Here is a 21,284-nt window from a genome sequence, read left to right on the forward strand (position 1 = left end):
CTCTCCTCAGGAACCGGCCGGGGCGGCGCTCAGGGTATCCTGCGCCACCGGCTCGGCCGCCATGCCGTCGCTCAGCTTGAGCTGGCCCGAAGTCACCACCCGATCGCCGGCCTGCAGGCCGTTGACGATCTCGACGCGCCCGTCGTTGCGCTCACCCACGGTGACCGAAATGCGTTTGACCGTCATGCCCTTTTCACCCTGCTGCGCCAGAAACACAGTATCGCCGTACGCCGTATAGGTCAGCGCCGTTTCCGGCACCGTCAGCACCGCCACGCGTTGCCGTTGCGTGACGCGAATGCCGGCGTACATGCCCGCCTTCAGCAACCCCTCACGGTTGGTCAACGTCGCCTGCACCTGCACGGTGCGGGATTTGCCGATCATCGGGTCGATAGCGGTAATGGTGGCGGGGAAAGCGCGATCGGGATACGCCCCAACCTGCACCGACACCGCCTGCCCCAATGCCAGCCCGGCGCTGCTTTGTTCGTCCAGCGAGAAATTGACGCGCAGCGTATCGGCGTCCACCAGGTTCGCCACCGCCTCGGCGGCGTTGAGGTATTGCCCTTCATGCACGCGGCGAATGCCGATGGTGCCGGAGAACGGTGCGCGGACCGCCTTTTGCGCAATTTTGGCCTGCGTTTCCTGCACCGCACCGAACGCCATATCCCGCTCGGCCAGCGCGTCGTCCAGCTGTTGCCGCGCGGTGGCGTTGAGGTTCATCAGCTTGCGCATGCGCGCCAACAGGATATCGGCATTGCGCAATTGCGCCTGCAGGCGCACCAGCTCAGCCTGCTCGACCGCATCGTTGAGCTGCACCAGCAGTTGCCCCTGCCGCACCGTTTGGCCGGATTCGAACAGAATGCGCGTGATACGGCCGCTGGTCTCTGCCGCCACTTCCACCTGGCTGGCCGCCTCCAGCTCGCCCACGCCGGCATAGCTGCGTGCCGCCTGCTCACGCAGGGCGGGCGCCAGCGCCACTTTGACCGGCGGATAGGCCGGCGCGCCTTCGCTTTGTCGCGCGGTGGAACGCATCGCAACGGCGGCAACGGCGAGCGCCGCCAACAGCGCGGCAATAATGAGGTATCGTTTCATCATGACTCCTCGCAGACATCTGCCAGACGTTGGCGCAATCGGCTGGCGATAGCCGTCACCCACAGGCCACCGATCACCGAGATGTGTTCCAGCGCGAAGTAGAGGGAAATTTGCATCCTGGGAGCGGACATCGTCCAGAACGTATGTACGATCGCAATGGTCAGGATCAAAAACACTGACAGCATGCCGGCGCCCAGCCAAACCCAGCGATTCAGCAGGATTAATGCCGCGCCGATCAACAGCACCGCCGCCGACGCCAGGGTGAACAACCAGTCCGGGCGCAAACCGGCGGCGCGCATCTCTGTCATGCCCCCTTCTACGTCAAGCAGCTTGGCCAGCCCCGACGAAATGAAAATCACCATCAGACACAGACGCGCGAGCAGCCAAAGCCAGCCACTGTCCAAAGCGGTATTGATATAGCGTTGCATAGCAGTTTCTTCCTGATTTTACAGCCAAAGCCATCCTTCTCCCCGGCGCGGCGGGGGCAGGTCTCGAGAGATGCCGGTTGCCAAGCCCAGCTGGCTGAACTATAAAACCTCAGGTTAACTTGAGGTCAAGCAGAGAGGTACGGAATGGCAAGAAATGAACCGATTGGCATCAATCGGCTATTGACCGTGGGAGAGGTGGCGAAGCGCAGCGGCGTGACGGTGTCCGCGTTGCACTTTTACGAAAGCAAGGGGCTGATTCAGGCGACGCGCAACGCCGGTAACCAGCGCCGCTATACGCCGGTAGTGTTGCGCTACATCGCGGTGATCAAGATCGCGCAAGGCGCGGGCATTCCGCTGGAGGAGATCCGCGCCACGCTGGGGCGTTTTCCCACCGGCAGCAAGCTAACCGCCGAACAATGGGGGATTTTGTCCTCTGCCTGGCGCAAAACGCTGGATGAGCGTATTCAACGGCTGACGGCGCTGCGCGACCATCTCGACAGCTGCATCGGCTGCGGCTGCCTGTCGCTCACCGACTGCCCGCTGCGCAACCCAAACGATATTTTGGGCCAACAGGGCGCCGGCGCGCATATTTTCGAACGCCCGGACGAGCACGGGTGAGTAGACGCACTCCTTGCGACCCAATCCCCCCGCCCGTGAGATAGCGATTACACTCGTTCATCCGCTGCCAAAATGAACTGATGAAAACGTTCAATCTCCAGCTTACGCATGGCATTCATTTTATGTTGGCTGACGGTTTTCTCGGAAATGCCTAATGCTTTGGCGATACGAGTATTGGGTTTTCCCGTCAACAGCATGGCCAACACCGCAATCTCTCTCGACGACAGGCGCTGCCCTTTGCCGCTTGCAACAAACGACGTGATTGCCTCCGTGAACGCTACCAACCCGATGCTTTTTTTTAGGCAATTAAAATTCGACAGGCGCGGCGTTTCCACACCGGTCAGCACGATAGCATGGGCAGGCATGTCTATAATATGCGACAAAAAATTCATGATCCGGCATATAGAAGAAAAAGAAACAATAACCATATCCGCATGACAATAAACGGCATGCACTCTGCCGCCGGCAGGTGAATAGAGATTAATGACCTCAATACCCTCAAAAGGCATCAAGAGCTGCGACATCCCATAAAATAAATAGTAATCGTCAGAAAAGATAGCCACTTGCATAAAGTCATTCCATTGCCATTCGTCATGGGCCATTTTTTAGACAGCCCATGAAAACGATGTGAGTTAATCGATGTTGGTTAACTTACTTCAGAGAAGTACATAATGAGCGCAACAACCCGGACAACGATGAAAGATAAAAATCATCCAGATACATAACACCTTCTTCACTGTATTTTACATTATTATCTAAAATCTCATGAATACCCTCTACCGCACATACCGCATCCTTCCAGACGACACGCTGGCCAAATGGCGAGATCCCTAGATATTGCTCATTCTGGCGGAATCCAACGACGAAATCGCGCAGTATATCGAGAATAATCAGCACCTCACCCCTGCTTACACCCTGTTTTAATTGGACTTTATCAAAAAAAACGCGAAGTGTGTTCTGTAAGGTAAATAGGCTTTTGAACAACCCTCCGGCGATGTCCTTCGGGGTTTTCACACTGGTTGATATGACAAAAGGCAGTTCACCGTGCTGCGAAATATATTGATAAAGTCCATTTATCGCCGTCGTCGGTTTAATATCCAAACCGCGAAGAATTACGTCAACCTCATCTTTTAGCGACTTTTCCACCTTAACACCGATCTGGATTTGTTCCGTCATACAGTTCATCCTCAACATAGAGATCCTGATTAAAAACCAATATTATTCAAGTGATAATATTTGCCATCAATTACCATGTTAAGATTTTTCTTATTCGTATCAACCTGTTTTTTATTATTAAAAACAACAGAAGATTTATTTATATATAATATTAAGCGTGGCGGATGTGTTAATCGTCCCGCTGCTCACGGTAACCTTGTCGTAAGGATAATAATAGGCCGCCATGCCGATGGAAAATTGTGCATCTAACGCATTACCGACGCCAGCATGAAATAATGATGTCGCCGAGCCTTGTACCGTGTTGGAAAGCGCTAACATAACGGGCGTATCCGGTGTGTTAGCATTCACCAGGCGAATACCTACACCTCTCGCCGCCCCGGCACTCTTGTCAATCAAAACCGAATTATCCGATGACAGCAGGTTGTTGCTGGATAAAAACATATTGATATCACGATCGGTCGTCCCGTCGTTTTGTCGATTCTGACAACTGAAATTGAGCGTAAAAGGCGTCAGCCCATTTTTCGCGCCCTGAGTTATCTGGGACACTCCCAGCGTCGGCAGTTTCACCGCCAAGCCGGCGTTGTCAAAAGAACAGGTCGTCATTTTAGGCGCATATTTGATAGTCATCGGCTGCCCATACATGTCGCGCTGATCGTAAGGCCAGTTGAAACCATTGAGCAGCCAGGTCAAAATCTTCAGCAACTGCTTGGCCGGCCACAAAATAATCTCCAACAACGACATTCCGCTCAGATCGGTCACGAACATCACGTCTTTAAGGCTGACAGTATCGCCGGGTATCGATGTGCCTGTCTTGCTGACCAAACTGAAGCGAATATTCATCGGCTCATTCAATTCCGAGGCGTTGTGCGTTCCCCAACCACTGAGTTTCTTGTTGGCGACATCGTTGATTATCTCTGCCCGCACCCAATACTTTCCATTACTGAACCCCAGAATGGTCGCTTTCGAGCTGTCGGTTGACAGGATGCGGGTATAACCGAATTCACTGCTCGAGGTTGAACAGCTGAATGAACCGCTATATTGCGTATAAAAACTGCCATCCCAAACCGGTGTCTTGTCGCTGAGCTTATCCGACAAGTCGACGTAGATAGGCGGCGCGTATTGGATGCCGTTGCCGTAGCATGAAGCGTAACTGTAACCACTGAACACTAAGGACAGCGCCAGTACGAGTATCCTGAGCATGGTGTAATTATCCTTTTATCGACAAATGTTGGCTGCGCTGTCCATCGAGATTTGCGGGCGTTCAATCTTGCAAACACCGTCATTCAACCGGACTTCCAGTGACATGGGTTGCTGTTCCACGCGCAGATACAGGACGCTGGCCTGCCCGACAAAGCCAATGGCGTGCCCGCTTTGATCCGTCACCTCCGCACCAAATGGCAAGGGCACATCTCCGCGCTTAAAAGCGCGAAGCGTATAAGGCCGACGCTGATCGGTTTCGAACTTCAGATAGTTGACGGCGCCGGCATAAGGCACGCTGTTGGCGATATTGCCGACGATCTCCGCCCCGGAGCTATTGCCTGAATCCGACAACGTCACGGAGTTTTGCCGGTACGGCGTGGCGTACGGCACCAAAGCCAGCCCTTCGTCGTTAGTGACGATGCTCTCGTCACCGTTCACCATCAGCCCTTTGGCCTTGGGCGCGTCCACCACCATCATGGTGTTGCCCATTTCGTTTGACGCCAACAAATGCCAAGGGATCGCCACCAGGCTACCGCGGGCGCTCATCCCCAATTGTCGATAGTCAGAGGATTCACTGTAGGAGCCGCCGACGGTCGTCGCGTTGGCACGATAGGCTGCATTCACACTCGCCATGCTGTTGCCACCGCTTTGATTACTGCCGGCAAGCGCATAACTCAATCGGTTCGATTCCAGCGCATTGCCGCTCAGGCTTAGCGTGCTTTGTTGATAATGTGAATCGGTAGCCGATAAGCCGGTACTGAGATAGGCATTATTGTCGAATACCGAAAGCGGCACGCTCAGCGAAAGATAAAACCGCGTCTCCTCTTTTCGATCGGAGTTTCTTACCCTGCTGGCGGAAACGTTATAACTGATACGTTCAAAGGCGTTTGAATACCCCAGTTGATATTCCCGGCTTTTATTCGTATTCGACCAGTAATCACGCTGGGTGCCGGAAAAATACAGCGTTCCCCATCCCTCACCGAGCCGTTGATTAAGGTTCAGATTGAAGGTATTGCGCGGACGAGCGGCGCGAACGGCATCCCAGGTATTCAAATCCAGCGGTGCAAGCTCATCGTCATCTTGGCTGTTCCCGTAGTCGTGAAAGTGTTTGTCGCGTTCTCGGTAACCTTGATGGGTATAGATGGCATCGTTGAAACTGTAATAGCCTTTCGTCGAATAACGATAAGCGGCCAGCGTGAAGTTGGTCGCGGTGGCATCCAGAAATTTGCTGTAGGCGATGCGAAAACTTTGCCCATTCTCTTTGCGATCCTGCAAAGACGTCGAGGCTTGAGTTACATCGACGGATACTGCGCCTATCGGCAAGTTCCAACCGCTGCCGAGCAGCCAGGCGCGGTAATCCTCACTGAGGATCGTGCCGGCATAGCCGGTGACCAGATTATTGAATCCATACTGCAGCGTACCCTGCACGAAAGCGGGAGAGTAGTCGGTATTTGCCTGATTGACTTTACCGGCAACCAGACCGTACTTGCTGACGCCCTGCTTCAACATATTGGGTACGGCGGAAAACGGTACGGTAAAGGACTGCTCTCGCCCGTTCGCTTCCTTAACCACCACCAGCAGATCACCCGCGGAACCGGTAGGCAGGATGTTGTCCAACGTAAAAGCGCCCGGCGGTACGTTCTCCTGATAGATAAGGTTGCCGTTTTGTAGCACTTTCACCAAGGCGTTGCTCTGCGCGACACCCCGCACTATCGGAGAAAACCCCTGCTGCGAATTGGGTCGCATATTGATGTCTGACGCTAAGGCGCCGCCCCGCACCCTGATCGAGTCGAACAAATCGCCTGGCGAGTAAAAATCGCCCATGGTCAAGTTTGATTTGATGGCAGCGAAGCCACGCTGCACATAGCGAGTATTATTTTGCCAATCATTACCTTGCCGCGAACTGCTACGGAAATTGCTGCTGTCTCTGAATTGCCAGCCTGCCAGGTTAAACCCGGACTCCAGGCCGGTATAAAAATCGTCGGCAGACGCTTTATCGCCCTGCAACGATTGCACGTGGTAATAGGTAGCGTTATAAGCCAACAACAGCGCCGGTACGCCACGATCCCAAAATTTGGCGTCAACATAGCCGGCTTCTGCGCGAATGACTCGCGACTGAGGTACCGTCAACTTCAGGCTAAGCGTCGCCACGTCAAAATCGAAACGCCCTCCTTGCACCAACTTATCAATGGGAATAAGGTCGTTGTCCGCAACAGCGAGCAATGAGTCCAGATCGATGCCCAATAAAGCGGCATCGCGACCGGCAATGCGAATATCGCCCTGGTGCTCACCGAACAGCAGCGAGAATCGGCCTTTCCAGCTTTGATTGACATAAACGTCGACAGTCTGCGTGCCCGCCGGCATATCATTGTTGAGGTAAAAGCGCGACAGGTCTGACTCGCTGGATGCTCCTGCCAATAAAGAGGTGTCAAATTTCATTGCCGATACTTTACTCGGCGAGATGAATGCAGATACGGTCAGTATCGAAAGCAATTTTATTTTAAGCTTCATTGCTATTCTTCACGTTAGCGGGCAGTAATGGCTTTAGATTTATAAGCCCCCAGGTCGTCGATATACAGCAGGGTATAAGCAACATTTCGGCTCACTCCAGATTTCGTCGCGGCAAATAGGCTGGAAAATGGCGCGACCATCACTGAATCAACCAACAGGTTTTTTTTACCTTTCTGGTCAACATTAGCCAACGTAAAAAAATAAGGGCTTTTGTTGATAATCTTAAATCCCGTCCCTGCCGCCTGTAACTCAATAAAATCCGTTATGGCATTAGCGTTGCTGCTTAATCCTGCCGGACGATAAAATAACTTGATACGCGACTTTATGGCCAACTGCAGCGTATTGACACCCTGCAAATTCTCCGGCGTGGGTGGAATATCCAACACGTTCAAATAAAATACAGACTCACGATCGCCAGGAAACGCGGCTCCCATTTTCTGTATGCGCAATTGCTGGCCATTATTTCCAGCCACTTTCACCACCGGTGGAGATAACAAGAATGGTACGTTTGCCGTCTCAGGTGTCGAGTTTATATCACCGTCATCAATCCATGCCTGCACGAGCGCCGGATCGTTACCGCTGTTCACCAACTGAACGATAACATCTTTGTTTTTTTCGGGATAAATAACACGCGTTCCATTAATTACAATGTTGGCATCGGCGAAAAAGCTGCCGAAAAATAGCCCAACAAAGATTAAGCATTGTTTCATAGTCACCTCAGAAGCCAGGCCTCTGGCACAGGCCTGGCTTAATTGCGATTACAGGTAGGAAATGGTGTAAGTCACGTTGGAGCTCAATTCCCCCACTTTCGCCTCGGTCACATTGGTCTTGTAGTAGTAGGCATCCAACGTCAGGGTCTCTGCGTCAGGTGCCGTTTTATCACCTTTGATCTTGGTGAGATAAGGCACATTCAGCGGAATCGGTGTGGACGAGCCCGGCTCAGCCAAAGAGAAACCGACGTTTTTTGCTACGGCGGCGTCGTTTTCATTAACAGAACTGTTTAACAGATACTTTCCGTCGGTAGAGATATTATTCGCCGAAGAGAAGTAGATCTTCAGTGGTGTGCCAGCCGTTCCCGCAGCCGGCGTACAACCGGAAAACGTCAGCGAGAAAGATTTCTTGTTTTTGGTGATTGGCCCGACGACTTTGCCCGCATCAGTTACGGAAATTGGGCTGAGCGCAACGGTAAAGTCAGCGCTTTTTCCGCCGTTGATGGTACAAGTGGTATCCGTAACGGCACCGCTAAACGAAATAACGCCACCGGCAGAATTATCTGCCGCCGTTGCGCTCACAGAAGCTAACGCGGCAGCCAATACCGCCAAAGAGATACCTTGATTAATCATAATAAACTCCATTACTTTCTTCGCTGAAAGAGCATATATAAAATGACCTATACCATTAAACCGTTCAGAGGCTAACGAAGCTTAGGCAATAGCAGAGCATTGACAGCATCCTGCCATCTCAAAGTTTATATTTGACGGTATATGTTTTTATATATCCAAGTGTATTTTAAAATATATCCAGCAATGGGAAAAGTCTCATTCACCGCCAGATGCAGAACATATTAATTCCAAAGACAAAAAGATTGCAACATCGAATCAAATAATTTTCATAACAATAAAAAAAACAAATCAGGTAATAGACGGGAGGCAGTGCCTCATAAAAGAGTGGGCACGGTATGCAGCTTACTACGCAGGTTAAATGCGCATACCCATTTCTGCATGAAGTATGGCGTGGGATAAAAACAAAAAACCATTGAAAATAAAAAGAAAAAATACAGGAAGAAAAATCTTAAATTTCTTAATTAGCCCTCTTAACTCCCACATAGGGCTAGCTTATTTCCACCTTAAAATACCGATATAGGAGTAGAACAGAAACGCGATGCCATCTACGTTTGGATATCTATACCTATCAAAAACAGCCCCCATTAATTTCATCCATCAGCCGACGAGGCTAAACGCGTCAGACTAGAATATATCTTCCGCAGTCACCTTTTAGGTATATTTTTTAATATACCAAGAGATAAATCACTCCAATAAAGCGCTACAGGGGCTGATCACGATGGGGAGAGAAAAAACGCAGAAAGAGAAATGGCAGGAATAAAAAACCCGAACACACCGGCTCGGGTTTATAGCAAGACAGACATTCGACGATCAGAGCTGTTTTTCAGCCCGAACGATGCCATGATTCTTCATCACCTCTTCCATGGTGAGATTTTCGTCGTACGGCTTATCGTCTACTACGACGTCTTGCGGGCGCACATAAGGCTTGGTCGCACGCTTGAACATCCACCACCACACGAACACCAGGAAAGCGCCGGACTTCAGAAAGATCATGGTCCATAAGGCGACTTGATACCAGTTCATCTCTGTCTCCATAGAGCATTAAGCGAAAATAGGTAAGGCGGCGTTAATTATCGCGCCGGTCACGCCTGACCACAGCAGGCACCCGAGCAGCCAACCTTGATGACCGCATAATCTCACCGATGCGTAGCCCTTATCAATAGCCGATCGCGTTTCCTGCAGAAACGCCTCGGTTTCTTCGCACGCAAAAGCAAAAAACCCCGTGCTCAAAGAGCACGGGGTCAAAATATATGGCGGAGGAGCAGAGATTCGAACTCTGGAACGGTTTCCCGTCGACGGTTTTCAAGACCGTTGCCTTCAGCCACTCGGCCACCCCTCCGCAACGACGCGCACTATAAACAGACCGCATGCGCTTGTAAAGCCCGGGCGCGTTCAACCGCGCGAAAAATCAGCGAAGGCGCAGCAAGCGGCGAACAAACGCACACCTCTTCCCCCCTCTGTTGCCGTAATGATAACTAAGGGTAAAGATTGGTAAACAAACTTTAATCAACCGCTTGCGCTGCCTATTATCGGGATTATTTTGTGATGGCTTGATAAGAGAGAGCATTATGGACCGCATTGTCGTCTCATCTTCTTCGCGCGACTCGCTGCTCAGCACGCATAAAGTCCTGCGCAACACCTATTTCCTGTTATCCCTGACCCTGGCCTTCTCAGCCCTGACCGCCACCGCCAGCACGATGCTGGGGCTGCCGGCGCCGGGTTTGTTGCTGATGCTGGTCGGTTTCTATGGCCTGATGTTCCTGACCCATAAACTGGCCAACAGCCCGGCGGGTATTCTGGCGGCGTTCGCGCTGACCGGTTTCATGGGATACGCCCTCGGCCCAATCCTCAGCTCGTTCCTGAACGCCGGTGCGGGCGACCTGATCATGCTGGCGCTGGGCGGCACCGCAGCCGTGTTCTTCTGCTGCTCGGCGTATGTGCTGACCACCCGTAAAGACATGTCGTTCCTGTCCGGCATGATGATGGCAGGTTTTGTGGTGCTGCTGGTGGCGGTGATCGCCAACCTGTTCCTGCAGATCCCTGCCCTGCACCTGGCTATCAGCGCGCTGTTCATCCTGTTCTCCGCCGGCGCGATCCTGTGGGAAACCAGTAACATCATTCACGGCGGCGAAACCAACTACATTCGCGCCACCGTTAGCCTGTACGTGTCGCTCTACAACATGTTCATCAGCCTGTTGAGCATTCTGGGCTTCGCCCGCAGCAACTGATCGCACGTTACGCTTGCCTTCCAGGCCCCGCTCCGGCGGGGCTTTGTTTTTTGCGGCCGAAAAAATTTGCTAAACTGGCGGCCGTTCCGAATTATCCGTTATCGAGGCAGTATGTTGGAGTTTGAAGGTCAGGTTATCGACACTGACGCGCAGGGCTATCTGAAAAACAGCGCCGACTGGCATGAGGGCCTGGCGCCGCTGTTGGCCGCGCAGGAAGAGATCGTGCTCACCGAAGCACACTGGGAAGTGGTGCGCTTCGTGCGCGACTTCTATCAGGAATTTAATACCTCACCGGCTATTCGCATGCTGGTCAAAGCGATGGCACAGAAATACGGCGAAGAAAAAGGCAACAGCCGCTATCTGTATCGCCTGTTCCCGAAAGGGCCGGCCAAACAAGCCACCAAGATAGCCGGGTTGCCGAAACCGGTAAAATGTATCTGATCGCTCTGCCCGCAGCGTTGCTGCAGGCGAACGCTTAATAGCGAATGCCGAACCCATCGTAGTCGGCTACACCCTGCGGCTCCACCAGCACCCGTTCAACGCGCGCGCTGCGCGGGCCGCCCTGTTTCAGCCACTCCACCAGCTTGTCCACCTGCGTCTGTGTGCCGCAGGCCACCACCTGAACGCTGCCGTCATCAAGGTTGCGCGCATAGCCGGTCACCCCCAGCCCCTCGGCCTGCCGCTGAGTGGAATAGCGAAACCCTACGCCCTGCACTACGCCATACACATACGCAGCAATGCAAACTTGTGTCATAATCGCCCCCTTAATTCAGTTTTCGTTATGGCATTGCCGTGCTTTTGCACCGCCATGTCACTCTTTCTATCCTAGCTGGCAGCATTATTAATTATGACCGTACGCCTGTTTCTCGCCAAAGGACGTGAAAAGTCCTTACTCCGTCGCCACCCTTGGGTGTTCTCCGGCGCCGTTCAACGCGTCGAGGGCAAAGCTCTCTCCGGTGAAACCATCGATATTCTCGACAGCCAAGGCAAATGGCTGGCTCGCGGCGCCTATTCGCCCGAGTCGCAGATCCGCGCACGCGTCTGGACCTTCCAGCAGGATGAAGAGATTAACATCGATTTCTTCATTCGCCGCCTGCAGCAAGCGCAAAGCTGGCGTGATTGGGTCGCACAGCGCGACGGTCTGGATGGGTACCGCCTGATCGCCGGCGAATCCGACGGCCTGCCGGGCATCACTATCGATCGCTTCCAGAATTTCCTGGTGCTGCAGCTGCTGTCCGCCGGTGCCGAATACCAGCGCCCAGCCCTGCTTTCCGCCCTGCAGCATTGCTACCCGGAATGCTCGATTTACGATCGCTCCGACGTTGCGGTGCGCAAAAAAGAAGGCCTGCCGCTGGCGCAGGGCCCGGTGCTGGGCGATCTGCCGCCGGAGCTGCTGCCTATTACCGAGCACGGCATGAAACTGCTGGTGGACATTCAGCAAGGGCACAAAACCGGCTTCTACCTCGATCAGCGCGACAGCCGCCTGGCGGCACGTAACTACTCCGCCGGCCGCAGGGTGCTGAACTGCTTCTCCTACACCGGCGCCTTCGCCGTTTCCGCTCTGATGGGCGGCTGCGAGCAAGTGATCAGCGTGGATACCTCACAGGCAGCGCTGGACATCGCCAAACAAAACGTCGAGCTCAACAAGCTGGACCTGAGCAAGGCAGAGTTCGTCCGCGATGACGTGTTCCAACTGCTGCGCAACTACCGTACCCAGGGCGAGAAATTCGATCTGATCATCATGGATCCGCCGAAGTTCGTCGAGAACAAAAACCAGTTGGCCAGCGCCTGCCGTGGCTACAAAGACATCAACATGCTGGCGCTGCAGCTGCTGAATCCGGGTGGCATTCTGCTCAGTTTCTCCTGCTCCGGGCTGATGCCGACCGACCTGTTCCAGAAAATTTTGGCCGATGCCGCTGTAGATGCCGGACGTGATGTACAATTTATAGAACAGTTCCGGCAGGCTGCCGATCACCCAGTGATCGCCACGTATCCTGAGGGGCTGTATCTGAAAGGATTCGCTTGTCGGGTGATGTAACTTGAAATGCGCTGCCTTGCCCCCATATATGAGTAAGGCATTGTTTCTCAGGAGGTCATCATGATTGCCAGCAAATTCGGTATCGGACAACAGGTTAGGCATAAACTGCTGGGGTATTTGGGTGTCGTGATCGATATCGACCCGGAATACTCTTTGGAACAACCCAAAGCTGACGAAATAGCGGCGAACGATGAACTGCGTTCCGCCCCTTGGTACCACGTGGTGATGGAAGACGAGGAGGGCCAACCGGTGCACACCTATCTGGCGGAAGCACAGCTGGATAGCGAAGCCCAGGAGGCACACCCCGAGCAACCATCGCTGGATGAACTGGCGGAATCCATCCGTCACCAGCTACAGGCGCCACGCTTGCGCAATTGACCGCGCCAAGACCTGAGAAACCCGAGAGGGCCTGGCATCGCGCCAGGCCCTTTTTATTCAGCGCTCCAGCCCCAAACGCGGAATGTCGATTTTCGGACAGCGATCCATCACCACGCGCAGCCCGGCCTGTTGTGCCAGCTCCGCCGCCTGATCGTTAATCACGCCGATCTGCAGCCACAGCGCCTTGGCGCCGATCGCTATCGCCTCTTGCGCCACGCCGTAAGCCGCCTCCGAATTGCGAAACACATCAACCATATCCACCGGCTGCGGTATAGCGGCCAGCGTAGCGTAAACCGGCTGCCCCAGCAGCGTCTGCCCCGCCAATTTTGGGCTGACCGGGATCACTTGATACCCTTGCGTCAACAGATACGCCATCACCCCATAGCTGGGCCGCGACGGGTTATCGCTGGCACCCACCAGCGCGATAGTTTTCACCTGCTGCAACAGCTCGACAATCTCTTGATCTTGCATCTTCAACTCCCGTTTATCACTCCGTCACTCTCCGCTTCGAGTGTAACCGATCGGCATCCGCTCAGCTAAACGCAACGCGAGGGAAACTTCAGCGCAATCTTATGGTCATAGGCTGTCGCGGTTCAGCTGCTCATGGTCGTGTCTAATCGCGATTAAATATGTAAAAATGTGAACATAATGCCCGATTGAAAAATTTTGACACAACCTATGCCGTGTTCAACACTTAGAGCTACGTCACTTTATAAGGAGATAATGATGAAATTTGGTCTGGTGGTTGCGGCGTTGCTCAGCATTAGCATGCCTGCCGCGGCTACGACCCTGAAACTCTCCCCGGACATCGACCTGCTGGTGGTCGACGGCAAGAAAATGACAGGTTCGTTGTTAAAAGGCGCCGACAGTCTTGAACTGGATGGCGGACAGCACCAACTGCTGTTTAAAGTGACCAAAAACGTCCACGCCGGCCAGCATACGCAGGCCTATGCTTCCTTGCCGCTGGTTGCCTCCTTCAATACGCAAAAAATCAGCCAGGTGGCGATCGAACTGCCGCGCATCGAGAACGACCGCGATGCGCAACGCTTTGACAAAACGTTAAATTATCTGGTGGTCGATAAAGACGGCAACGCCCTGCCGTTCCGGCATGATGTGCTGCATCCCGACAGCGTCACCTTCAATGCCGATTTGGAAAAGGTGATGACGGATTACAACCGCCAGAATCGCTCCGCCTCCGTCGCGGCCTTCGTTCAGGCGAACGCCGGTAATCCCTCAATGCCCTCGTTGGCCGGCACGCCGCTGAACGCCCCAACGGTCACGCTGAAAGGTGAAAACGTGTCGGAGCAGATGCTGCAATATTGGTTCCAGCAAGCCGACAAGGAAACACAGAAGCGTTTTCTGCGGTGGGCCAATAAACAACCGGTTCGCTGATCCTTTCCGGCGCCTTTCCCCGCAAAGGCGCCTTCTCTTCGCATTTTCAAGCGCAAACGCTAGGCAGTGAAAAACAGTTTCAGTAATCTGTCGCACATCCCCGATTAGCGAAGGACACCGAGATGGAATTGACCACCCGCACTATCGCCGCGCGCAAACACATTGCGCTGGTGGCGCACGATCACCGCAAACAGGCTCTGTTGGAGTGGGTAGAAAGCCACAAGACTATTCTGGCGCAGCACCAGCTGTACGCCACCGGCACGACCGGTAATCTGATCCAGCGCGCCAGCAGCATTCCTGTCACCAGCATGCTGAGTGGCCCGATGGGCGGCGATCAGCAGGTTGGCGCACTGATTGCGGAAGGCAAGATAGACATGCTGATCTTCTTCTGGGACCCGCTGAACGCGGTGCCGCACGATCCGGACGTGAAGGCGCTGCTGCGGCTGGCGACCGTATGGAATATTCCGGTGGCCACCAACCGCTCAACCGCGGACTTTCTGATCGACTCTCCGCTGTTCAAAAGCGAGGTGGAGATCGCCATCCCCGACTATCAGCGCTACCTGCAAGACCGCCTGAAATAGTCCTCACGGCCTGGCTGGCGCCAGGCCTGATGCCTACGGTTTTTTCTGCACCGGTACGCCAAGATCTTGCAGCTGTTCGACGAACACCGAAGGGCGTTCACGATCCTGCAACAGCCATACCTGATGTTTGGCGCGCGTCAACGCGACATACAACAGACGACGCTCTTCGGCATCCGGGAAATCCTCCGGCTGCGGCAGTAGCACCTCTTCCAACACCGACTCGCGCGCTACGGCGGGGAAGCCGTCACGCCCCTCATGCAAACCAGCAATGATGACGTATTCCGCTTGCTGCCCTTTACTGGCGTGGATGGTCATAAATTCCAGATCCAGCTTGGGCCAGCGGGTGGCCGCCTTCGCCAGCGTCTCCGGTTTCAGATGATGGTAGCGCGCCAGCACCAGGATACGCTCATCCGGTTTGGCATAGCCGCTCAGCTTATCCAGCAAGGGCTCCAGCTGCTCGTGCGGCAGGATCGCCACCGACTTTTTATTGCCCTTGCTCAGGCTGTTGAGCGGCTTTTTCAACTGGTGCGGGTTCTGCTGCACAAACCGGTTGGCTACCTCACCGATACGGTCATTGAAGCGATAAGTGGTGTCCAGCGCGCACTGCGCCCCTTCACCGAAGTGGGTGGCGAAAGCCGTGGTTAACGTCAACTCTGCACCGCTGAATCGATAAATCGCCTGCCAGTCATCCCCCACCGCAAACAGGCAGGTCTGCTTGTTTTGCCGGCGCAACGCCGCCAGCAACAGCGCACGCTGCGGCGAGATATCCTGAAACTCATCGACCAGAATATGTTTCCACGGGCTGACGAAGCGCCCCTTATCGAGAATATTGACCGCCTGATGAATAAGGCCGGAGAAGTCCACCGCCCCTTCCTCTTTCAAGGCGCTTTTCCAGGCTTTCAACAGCGGTGCCATCAGCCGGATGCGTTTTGAAAACAGATCGCGGATTTCTTCATCCGCCTGCTCAATCATTTCCGCCTGGCTGCCGCCGTGCATGCGCATCAGCCCCAGCCAGCGTTCCAGGCGGCCCGCCAGCCGATCCGCCAGACGTTGATCCTGCCAAAAATCGCCTTCCGGCACTTCCCATTCCAGCTCGTCGGTCAACCATTGACGCCACCCCTTGGCCTGGGCTTTTTTCTCAGCGCACTGTTGGCGCCAATGGGTAATCAGCAACGCTTTGCGCGCGTTGGCATCGGTTTCCAACCGGCTGATGGCCGGGGCTTTGCGGCTGCCTTGTTGAATGATCTGCAGCGCCAATGCATGGAATGTCTTGGCCTGAATACCGACATCGCCCAAACGCGCTTTGATGCGATCATTCATCTCACTCGCAGCCTGACGGCCGAACGCCAACAGCAAGATTTGGCCCGGCTCCGCTTCCTGACGGCGCAGCAGCCAGCCGGCGCGCGCCACCAGCACCGACGTTTTGCCGCTGCCGGCCCCCGCCAATACCAGAACAGAATCCTCGCCGTTGATCACCGCACGGCTCTGAGAGTCATTAAGCGGTGAGATCTCGACGGTCTGGAAGAAGTCGTGATGTTGCTCCAGCATGCGCTCGGTCCACTGCCGATTGCGTTGTTCGACGCAGCGCAGCCCCTGCTGCAGCCATTCCAGACACAGATGGTAATCGGCCCGGCAGTTATCAAACTCATCCAGACGCGCAACCGGCATCGGCAACGCGGAGAAAGCCTCGTGGATTTGCTGTTGCAGCTTGCCCAGCTCAGACTTTTTGAACCATTTATCTTGCTGCTCTATGCGCTGGATCTGAGCCACCTGCTGTTGCAACACGCCGGCGCTGACCTCGCTCATTTCGGCGCTCCACTGCTGCCACGCCTGCTGCAGATAATGATGAAAACGCTGCGTTTCCTGCCATTCGGTGCCGTGTAGCCGCACCACTTTTTCGTCCGGCAATTCAAATTCCAGCTCGCCCCAGACGATGCCGCGCTTGCACCTGACCTGAATCAATTGATTGAAGGGGATCAGGTATTCATGTTTTTCCCCGCTCACCTCAACGCCGGCGTGCAGCAACCGCACGCGGTTATAAGGGTGCTGAGCCAGGTGTTTCCCCAGCGATGTCGCTTTAAGTTCCATATCGTCGCGCCATGACTATGTTGAGATTAAATAACGGATATCTGCCAGTTTACCTGCGATAAGCAGTGGCACTCTAGCGCTAAAAAAAGGGTAGAATAGATTTTGCGTTTTTATCGTGAATACGCCCGCATCGCGGTTTGGCCATCATTAGAGCAGAATGACGTCTATGCGTACTGTACTGAATATTCTTAATTTTGTGTTGGGCGGTTTTTTCACCACGCTGGGCTGGCTCATCGCCACGGTGTTCAGCGTATTGTTGGTCATCACGCTGCCCCTCACCCGCTCCTGTTGGGAAATCACCAAACTGTCGCTGGTGCCGTTCGGCAACGAGGCAATCCACGTCGATGAACTCTACCCGGAAAAAAGCAATGCGCTGCTCTCCGCCGGCGGTTCGCTGCTCAACATTATCTGGTTGGTGCTGTTCGGCTGGTGGCTGTGCCTATCACATATCGCTGCCGGTATCGTGCAGTGCGTTTCGATCATCGGCATTCCGGTGGGCATCGCCAATTTCAAGATTGCCGCCATCGCGCTGTGGCCGGTGGGGCGCCGCGTCGTCTCGGTAGAAATGGCTCAGCAAGCGCGTATTGAGAATGCTCGCCGCCACTATCATCAGCGTTAATTTTTTCTCCGTTTGAGGAGTTTTTCGTGCTCTCTTTTGCACCCGCAGTTCGTCGTTATACTTACAACAGCAACCTGCTGTATCACTTGCGCATCCTTATTGCGCTCATCGGCACCACCGCCGTTCCCTGGTGGCTGGGCATTCCCAAGCTGACCATTCCGCTCACGCTGGGCGTCGTGGCGGCGGCCCTGACTGATTTAGATGACCGCCTGGCCGGCAGGCTACGCAACCTGCTGATCACGCTGGTGTGCTTCTTTGTCGCCTCGGCTTCAATCGAGCTGCTGTTTCCCTATCCCTGGTTGTTCGCCCTTGGCTTAACCACATCGACCTGCGGGTTTATCCTGCTCGGCGCCTTGGGGCAACGTTATGCCACCATCGCCTTCGGCGCATTGCTGATCGCGGTTTATACCATGCTCGGCACCTCCATGTACGATGCCTGGTATCAGCAACCGCTGCTGTTGGTGATCGGCGCACTGTGGTACAACCTGCTGACACTGGCGGGCCACCTGCTGTTCCCTATCCGGCCGCTGCAAGAGAACCTGGCGCGCTGCTACGATCAGCTGGCCAACTATCTGGATGCCAAAGCCAATCTGTTCGATCCCGATGCCGAGCGCGATGCCGACCTGCCATGGATGGATGTCGCAATGGCCAACAGCACGTTGGTCGCGCTGCTTAACCAAACCAAAGCCTCGCTGCTGACGCGCCTGAAAGGCGATCGCGGCCAGCGCGGCACCCGTCGCACCTTGCACTACTATTTTGTCGCGCAGGATATCCACGAACGCGCCAGCTCTTCCCACGTTCAGTACCACGCGCTCAGCCGGCAATTTCGTCACAGCGACATTTTGTTCCGCTTCCAGCGTTTGCTGAGCATGCAGGCACGCGCCTGCCGCCAATTGGCGCAATCGATCCTGCTGCGGCAAAAGTACCAGCACAACCCGCGCTTTGAACCGGCTTTCAGCCGCATTCAGGAGGCGCTGGCGCGCATCGCCGAAACCCAGGGCAACAATGAGCAGACCAAAGCGCTGGCGCATCTGTTGAAAAACCTGCATGCGATCGATGCGCAGTTGGCCAATATCGAATCAGAGCAGACGCTGGCCAGCGGGCAAGCAGAAGAGAACAGCCTGGCCGACGACCGCTTAACCGGCTGGAGCGATATCCGGCTGCGCATCAGCCGCCATTTGACGCCTCAGTCGGCCCTGTTCCGCCACGCGATCCGTATGTCGGTGGTGCTGTGCGTGGGTTACGCCTTCATTCAACTCACCGGCATGCAGCACGGTTACTGGATCCTGTTGACCAGCCTGTTCGTCTGCCAACCAAACTACAATGCTACCCGCCGACGCCTGGCATTGCGCATCATCGGCACCCTGGCCGGTATCCTGATCGGCCTGCCAATCCTCTATTTCGTGCCTTCACTGGAAGGACAGCTGGTGTTGATCGTCATCACCGGCGTTCTGTTCTTCGCTTTCCGCACCGTACAATATGCGCACGCGACGATGTTCATCACGCTGCTGGTGCTGTTGTGCTTTAACCTGTTGGGTGAAGGATTCGAAGTGGCAGCCCCGCGCGTTTACGATACCTTGCTGGGCTGCGCCATCGCCTGGGCGGCAGTCAGCTTTATCTGGCCGGACTGGCAGTTCCGCCAATTGCCGGCGGTGGTGGATAAAACGCTGAATGCCAACTGCCGTTATCTGGACGCCATTCTGGTGCAATACCACCAGGGTAAGGATAACGGCCTCGCCTACCGCATTGCGCGGAGAGATGCCCACAACAGCGATGCCGAACTGGCTTCGGTCATCTCCAACATGTCCGCCGATCCCAAGGCCGACAAGGCGCTGCAGGAAGCCGCCTTCCGCCTGCTCTGCCTGAACCACACACTCCTGAGTTATATCTCGGCGTTGGGTGCGCACCGCGAGCGGCTGAACACCCCAGCCACGCTCGATCTGCTCAATGATGCCGTGTGTTACGTGGACGGCGCCCTGCATCAGGAAGAACAGAACAGCCTGCGCATTGCACAGGCGCTGGAACAGCTGGCGGAGCGCATTCGCCAAGCCGTTCCGGAACCTGAAAGCAAAGAACAGCTGGTTTTGCAACAGGTAGGGCTGGTGCTCGAACTTCTGCCGGAACTCACCGCGCTGCACACCCAAATCAATAAGACAGCCTAATAATTCAGGGCCCGCTCGGCGGGCCCTGAATCACCGGCTCATGTCCATGGCGGCGCATCGCCATCATATGGTCGAACCAGCGCACCAATTCGTCATGCAATTCAGCCGGTAATGCCGCCTGATGATACCCGGCGATCGCCCCGCCCAGCGACAACAGGACTCGCAACCCCAGATTGGTCTGCTGTTGAAGGAGACAAAGATAGCTGCGTTTTGCGCCCTGCAACCGCAGGTCATAGGCGTTGTGGATACCCGCTCGCCACAACAATCGCTCCATATTGACATCTATATTCGGCAGCGCCTTCAATCTGCCGTGGTCGCCGGCCTTGAGCCGCTGTTCCCGGCGGGCCTCCCTGACAGCTTGCCAGGCCAGTCCCACCAATTCGTTACGTTCCCGCCACAGAGACTCGTCAACCCAGTAATAGCGCAAAGTAATGGGCACACCGCGCTTGGAATAGACCATATTGACCATGCCCCGAGCGCGAAAGGCCGGTTCCATGCTCGCCGTAGCCCGCAGATACAGCTCGCCTTCCGCTATCACCGCAAACATCACCCCCTCAGCCAGCAGCCCATAGCCGCCAAACTGTGACCGCGTGGTGATGGCGCCCAGCGCCGCAAAGCAATTTTTAGCCTGCGCGATTCTTCTCGTCGACATCCTTTTCATAGCATTCCTCCTTTTAGGTTCCGGTCGTATTATTTCTCTCATCAATGAAAAAAGTAACGTGAACAACTAATTAGAAAAATACGCACTATCCGTCTGCATGCCAATCACAAAAGACATCGGTACAAAAAATGATCGCAATTATGCGAGCCGCTACGAAAATTTGGGTTGATCTTATCCGAAATCAGGGATACTGTATAAACATACAGTAACACGACGGGCGGGAACTTTATGCGTACTCAATCACTCTACCAACCTCATTTTAGCCATGGCTCTTTTACCGCGAACAGCGTTGCGAAGAACACGAATGTCGGCAAAGAGAATGGCTTGATCAGTGAACTTGTTTACAACGAGCGCCAGCCCGCAGTGGCTCAACTGTTGTTGCCCCTGCTGCAGCAGTTGGGCAAGCAGTCTCGCTGGCTTCTGTGGCTGACGCCGCAGCAAAAGCTAAGCAAACAATGGCTGCAGCAGTCTGGCCTGCCGGTAGATAAAATGGTGCAATTGAGCCAAATCAGCCCGGTGAATACGGTTGAGGCAATGGAAAAAGCGCTGCAAACGGGGAATTACAGCGTGGTTCTCGGCTGGTTGCCCGAGCTAACGGAGGAGGATCGTCTAAAATTAAGACGTGCGGCAGAATTGGGTAATGCCTACGGATTTATCATGCGTCCTCAACGTGACATTGACCCGACTCACGGACACTGTTCCACCCTAAAAATTCACTCTTCTTTGTATCATTAAGTAAATTTAGGATTTTTCCCATCATTTTCGCACCCCG

Annotated in this window: 23 protein-coding genes and 1 tRNA gene; 10 read left to right on the forward strand and 14 right to left on the reverse strand. The window is 54.5% G+C overall.

Features of this window, described 5'->3' with window-relative positions:
* Window positions 1–6: 6 nt before the first annotated feature.
* Entirely contained in the window at window positions 7–1,092 is a 1,086-nt protein-coding gene (locus FUU19_RS06040) for an efflux RND transporter periplasmic adaptor subunit (RefSeq protein ID WP_197832776.1), read from the reverse strand.
* A complete protein-coding gene (locus tag FUU19_RS06045; protein WP_141969678.1) occupies window positions 1,089–1,517 on the reverse strand; it encodes a DoxX family protein in 429 nt (142 codons plus the stop codon). Before FUU19_RS06045 ends, FUU19_RS06040 begins: the two co-directional genes overlap by 4 nt.
* Before the next feature lie 144 nt (window positions 1,518–1,661).
* Between FUU19_RS06045 and soxR the strand changes: the two genes are divergently transcribed.
* Entirely contained in the window at window positions 1,662–2,135 is a 474-nt protein-coding gene (gene soxR / locus FUU19_RS06050) for a redox-sensitive transcriptional activator SoxR (RefSeq protein WP_141969680.1), read from the forward strand.
* A 47-nt stretch (window positions 2,136–2,182) separates the two neighbouring features.
* Here soxR and FUU19_RS06055 read toward each other — a convergent pair whose 3' ends face one another.
* From FUU19_RS06055 to FUU19_RS06090, 8 genes are all read right to left on the reverse strand, one after another.
* Window positions 2,183–2,704, reverse strand: coding sequence for a LuxR C-terminal-related transcriptional regulator (locus tag FUU19_RS06055; protein WP_185742305.1), 522 nt, complete (start codon window positions 2,702–2,704; stop codon window positions 2,183–2,185).
* Window positions 2,705–2,786: 82 nt separating this feature from the next.
* Window positions 2,787–3,311, reverse strand: a complete 525-nt coding sequence (locus tag FUU19_RS06060; protein ID WP_141969684.1) for a hypothetical protein — start codon at window positions 3,309–3,311, stop codon at window positions 2,787–2,789.
* A 135-nt stretch (window positions 3,312–3,446) separates the two neighbouring features.
* Complete coding sequence (locus tag FUU19_RS06065) at window positions 3,447–4,511, reverse strand: fimbrial protein (RefSeq protein WP_141969686.1); 1,065 nt, start codon at window positions 4,509–4,511, stop codon at window positions 3,447–3,449.
* A 15-nt stretch (window positions 4,512–4,526) separates the two neighbouring features.
* Entirely contained in the window at window positions 4,527–7,022 is a 2,496-nt protein-coding gene (locus FUU19_RS06070) for a fimbria/pilus outer membrane usher protein (RefSeq protein ID WP_141969688.1), read from the reverse strand.
* A 14-nt stretch (window positions 7,023–7,036) separates the two neighbouring features.
* The gene (locus FUU19_RS06075) at window positions 7,037–7,732 is read right to left on the reverse strand and encodes a fimbrial biogenesis chaperone (protein ID WP_141969690.1); all 696 of its coding nucleotides are present in this window, start codon (window positions 7,730–7,732) and stop codon (window positions 7,037–7,039) included.
* Window positions 7,733–7,780: 48 nt separating this feature from the next.
* On the reverse strand, window positions 7,781–8,365 hold the full coding sequence (locus tag FUU19_RS06080; protein ID WP_230490308.1) for a fimbrial protein: 585 nt from the start codon (window positions 8,363–8,365) through the stop codon (window positions 7,781–7,783).
* An 810-nt stretch (window positions 8,366–9,175) separates the two neighbouring features.
* Window positions 9,176–9,388 carry a hypothetical protein gene (locus tag FUU19_RS06085; protein WP_060419649.1) on the reverse strand — a complete coding sequence of 71 codons (213 nt, stop codon included), beginning with the start codon at window positions 9,386–9,388 and terminating at the stop codon, window positions 9,176–9,178.
* Between the two features lie 228 nt (window positions 9,389–9,616).
* Window positions 9,617–9,704, reverse strand: a tRNA-Ser gene (locus FUU19_RS06090).
* Window positions 9,705–9,933: 229 nt separating this feature from the next.
* Here FUU19_RS06090 and yccA point away from each other — a divergent pair.
* The gene (yccA, locus tag FUU19_RS06095) at window positions 9,934–10,593 is read left to right on the forward strand and encodes an FtsH protease modulator YccA (protein ID WP_004928091.1); all 660 of its coding nucleotides are present in this window, start codon (window positions 9,934–9,936) and stop codon (window positions 10,591–10,593) included.
* A 111-nt stretch (window positions 10,594–10,704) separates the two neighbouring features.
* Window positions 10,705–11,034 carry a sulfurtransferase TusE gene (tusE, locus tag FUU19_RS06100; RefSeq protein WP_004928095.1) on the forward strand — a complete coding sequence of 110 codons (330 nt, stop codon included), beginning with the start codon at window positions 10,705–10,707 and terminating at the stop codon, window positions 11,032–11,034.
* A 34-nt stretch (window positions 11,035–11,068) separates the two neighbouring features.
* Here the strand turns inward: tusE and yccX are convergent, their stop codons facing one another.
* Window positions 11,069–11,347: an acylphosphatase gene (gene yccX / locus FUU19_RS06105; RefSeq protein ID WP_230490307.1), complete on the reverse strand. Its 279-nt coding sequence runs from the start codon at window positions 11,345–11,347 to the stop codon at window positions 11,069–11,071.
* 93 nt (window positions 11,348–11,440) lie between these two features.
* Between yccX and rlmI the strand changes: the two genes are divergently transcribed.
* Both rlmI and hspQ read left to right on the forward strand, forming a co-directional pair.
* The gene (gene rlmI / locus FUU19_RS06110; protein ID WP_197832779.1) at window positions 11,441–12,631 is read left to right on the forward strand and encodes a 23S rRNA (cytosine(1962)-C(5))-methyltransferase RlmI; all 1,191 of its coding nucleotides are present in this window, start codon (window positions 11,441–11,443) and stop codon (window positions 12,629–12,631) included.
* A 60-nt stretch (window positions 12,632–12,691) separates the two neighbouring features.
* Window positions 12,692–13,009: a heat shock protein HspQ gene (hspQ, locus tag FUU19_RS06115; protein WP_033637900.1), complete on the forward strand. Its 318-nt coding sequence runs from the start codon at window positions 12,692–12,694 to the stop codon at window positions 13,007–13,009.
* Window positions 13,010–13,066: 57 nt separating this feature from the next.
* Here the strand turns inward: hspQ and FUU19_RS06120 are convergent, their stop codons facing one another.
* On the reverse strand, window positions 13,067–13,480 hold the full coding sequence (locus FUU19_RS06120) for a CoA-binding protein (protein ID WP_230490306.1): 414 nt from the start codon (window positions 13,478–13,480) through the stop codon (window positions 13,067–13,069).
* A 255-nt stretch (window positions 13,481–13,735) separates the two neighbouring features.
* On the opposite strand from FUU19_RS06120, the gene FUU19_RS06125 reads away from it, so the two are divergent.
* Together FUU19_RS06125 and FUU19_RS06130 are read left to right on the forward strand one after the other, a co-directional pair.
* On the forward strand, window positions 13,736–14,401 hold the full coding sequence (locus FUU19_RS06125; protein WP_230490305.1) for a DUF2057 family protein: 666 nt from the start codon (window positions 13,736–13,738) through the stop codon (window positions 14,399–14,401).
* A 122-nt stretch (window positions 14,402–14,523) separates the two neighbouring features.
* On the forward strand, window positions 14,524–14,982 hold the full coding sequence (locus FUU19_RS06130; RefSeq protein WP_164098892.1) for a methylglyoxal synthase: 459 nt from the start codon (window positions 14,524–14,526) through the stop codon (window positions 14,980–14,982).
* Between the two features lie 33 nt (window positions 14,983–15,015).
* Here FUU19_RS06130 and helD read toward each other — a convergent pair whose 3' ends face one another.
* Window positions 15,016–17,070 (reverse strand): DNA helicase IV, encoded by a 2,055-nt coding sequence (gene helD / locus FUU19_RS06135; protein ID WP_230490304.1) that lies wholly within the window; start codon window positions 17,068–17,070, stop codon window positions 15,016–15,018.
* 166 nt (window positions 17,071–17,236) lie between these two features.
* Between helD and FUU19_RS06140 the strand changes: the two genes are divergently transcribed.
* Both FUU19_RS06140 and yccS read left to right on the forward strand, forming a co-directional pair.
* Complete coding sequence (locus tag FUU19_RS06140; RefSeq protein WP_004928120.1) at window positions 17,237–17,689, forward strand: YccF domain-containing protein; 453 nt, start codon at window positions 17,237–17,239, stop codon at window positions 17,687–17,689.
* Between the two features lie 26 nt (window positions 17,690–17,715).
* A complete protein-coding gene (gene yccS / locus FUU19_RS06145) occupies window positions 17,716–19,851 on the forward strand; it encodes a YccS family putative transporter (RefSeq protein ID WP_141969702.1) in 2,136 nt (711 codons plus the stop codon).
* A gap of 4 nt (window positions 19,852–19,855) precedes the next feature.
* Here yccS and FUU19_RS06150 read toward each other — a convergent pair whose 3' ends face one another.
* On the reverse strand, window positions 19,856–20,512 hold the full coding sequence (locus FUU19_RS06150; RefSeq protein ID WP_230490303.1) for a TfoX/Sxy family DNA transformation protein: 657 nt from the start codon (window positions 20,510–20,512) through the stop codon (window positions 19,856–19,858).
* 228 nt (window positions 20,513–20,740) lie between these two features.
* Here FUU19_RS06150 and sulA point away from each other — a divergent pair, with 228 nt between their 5' ends.
* Window positions 20,741–21,247 (forward strand): SOS-induced cell division inhibitor SulA, encoded by a 507-nt coding sequence (gene sulA, locus FUU19_RS06155; RefSeq protein WP_047727899.1) that lies wholly within the window; start codon window positions 20,741–20,743, stop codon window positions 21,245–21,247.
* Window positions 21,248–21,284: the final 37 nt, after the last annotated feature.

Source organism: Serratia montpellierensis (genome assembly GCF_020858655.1).
Taxonomy (GTDB): domain Bacteria; phylum Pseudomonadota; class Gammaproteobacteria; order Enterobacterales; family Enterobacteriaceae; genus Serratia; species Serratia montpellierensis.

What these genes read in the sequence shown, in the direction of transcription:
- FUU19_RS06040 (WP_197832776.1), bottom strand. Translation starts at nt 1,092, where the DNA reads ATGATGAAACGATACCTCATTATTGCCGCGCTGTTGGCGGCGCTCGCC.
- FUU19_RS06045 (WP_141969678.1), bottom strand. Translation starts at nt 1,517, where the DNA reads ATGCAACGCTATATCAATACCGCTTTGGACAGTGGCTGGCTTTGGCTG.
- soxR (WP_141969680.1), top strand. Translation starts at nt 1,662, where the DNA reads ATGGCAAGAAATGAACCGATTGGCATCAATCGGCTATTGACCGTGGGA.
- FUU19_RS06055 (WP_185742305.1), bottom strand. Translation starts at nt 2,704, where the DNA reads ATGCAAGTGGCTATCTTTTCTGACGATTACTATTTATTTTATGGGATG.
- FUU19_RS06060 (WP_141969684.1), bottom strand. Translation starts at nt 3,311, where the DNA reads ATGACGGAACAAATCCAGATCGGTGTTAAGGTGGAAAAGTCGCTAAAA.
- FUU19_RS06065 (WP_141969686.1), bottom strand. Translation starts at nt 4,511, where the DNA reads ATGCTCAGGATACTCGTACTGGCGCTGTCCTTAGTGTTCAGTGGTTAC.
- FUU19_RS06070 (WP_141969688.1), bottom strand. Translation starts at nt 7,022, where the DNA reads ATGAAGCTTAAAATAAAATTGCTTTCGATACTGACCGTATCTGCATTC.
- FUU19_RS06075 (WP_141969690.1), bottom strand. Translation starts at nt 7,732, where the DNA reads ATGAAACAATGCTTAATCTTTGTTGGGCTATTTTTCGGCAGCTTTTTC.
- FUU19_RS06080 (WP_230490308.1), bottom strand. Translation starts at nt 8,365, where the DNA reads ATGATTAATCAAGGTATCTCTTTGGCGGTATTGGCTGCCGCGTTAGCT.
- FUU19_RS06085 (WP_060419649.1), bottom strand. Translation starts at nt 9,388, where the DNA reads ATGAACTGGTATCAAGTCGCCTTATGGACCATGATCTTTCTGAAGTCC.
- yccA (WP_004928091.1), top strand. Translation starts at nt 9,934, where the DNA reads ATGGACCGCATTGTCGTCTCATCTTCTTCGCGCGACTCGCTGCTCAGC.
- tusE (WP_004928095.1), top strand. Translation starts at nt 10,705, where the DNA reads ATGTTGGAGTTTGAAGGTCAGGTTATCGACACTGACGCGCAGGGCTAT.
- yccX (WP_230490307.1), bottom strand. Translation starts at nt 11,347, where the DNA reads ATGACACAAGTTTGCATTGCTGCGTATGTGTATGGCGTAGTGCAGGGC.
- rlmI (WP_197832779.1), top strand. Translation starts at nt 11,441, where the DNA reads ATGACCGTACGCCTGTTTCTCGCCAAAGGACGTGAAAAGTCCTTACTC.
- hspQ (WP_033637900.1), top strand. Translation starts at nt 12,692, where the DNA reads ATGATTGCCAGCAAATTCGGTATCGGACAACAGGTTAGGCATAAACTG.
- FUU19_RS06120 (WP_230490306.1), bottom strand. Translation starts at nt 13,480, where the DNA reads ATGCAAGATCAAGAGATTGTCGAGCTGTTGCAGCAGGTGAAAACTATC.
- FUU19_RS06125 (WP_230490305.1), top strand. Translation starts at nt 13,736, where the DNA reads ATGAAATTTGGTCTGGTGGTTGCGGCGTTGCTCAGCATTAGCATGCCT.
- FUU19_RS06130 (WP_164098892.1), top strand. Translation starts at nt 14,524, where the DNA reads ATGGAATTGACCACCCGCACTATCGCCGCGCGCAAACACATTGCGCTG.
- helD (WP_230490304.1), bottom strand. Translation starts at nt 17,070, where the DNA reads ATGGAACTTAAAGCGACATCGCTGGGGAAACACCTGGCTCAGCACCCT.
- FUU19_RS06140 (WP_004928120.1), top strand. Translation starts at nt 17,237, where the DNA reads ATGCGTACTGTACTGAATATTCTTAATTTTGTGTTGGGCGGTTTTTTC.
- FUU19_RS06150 (WP_230490303.1), bottom strand. Translation starts at nt 20,512, where the DNA reads ATGAAAAGGATGTCGACGAGAAGAATCGCGCAGGCTAAAAATTGCTTT.
- sulA (WP_047727899.1), top strand. Translation starts at nt 20,741, where the DNA reads ATGCGTACTCAATCACTCTACCAACCTCATTTTAGCCATGGCTCTTTT.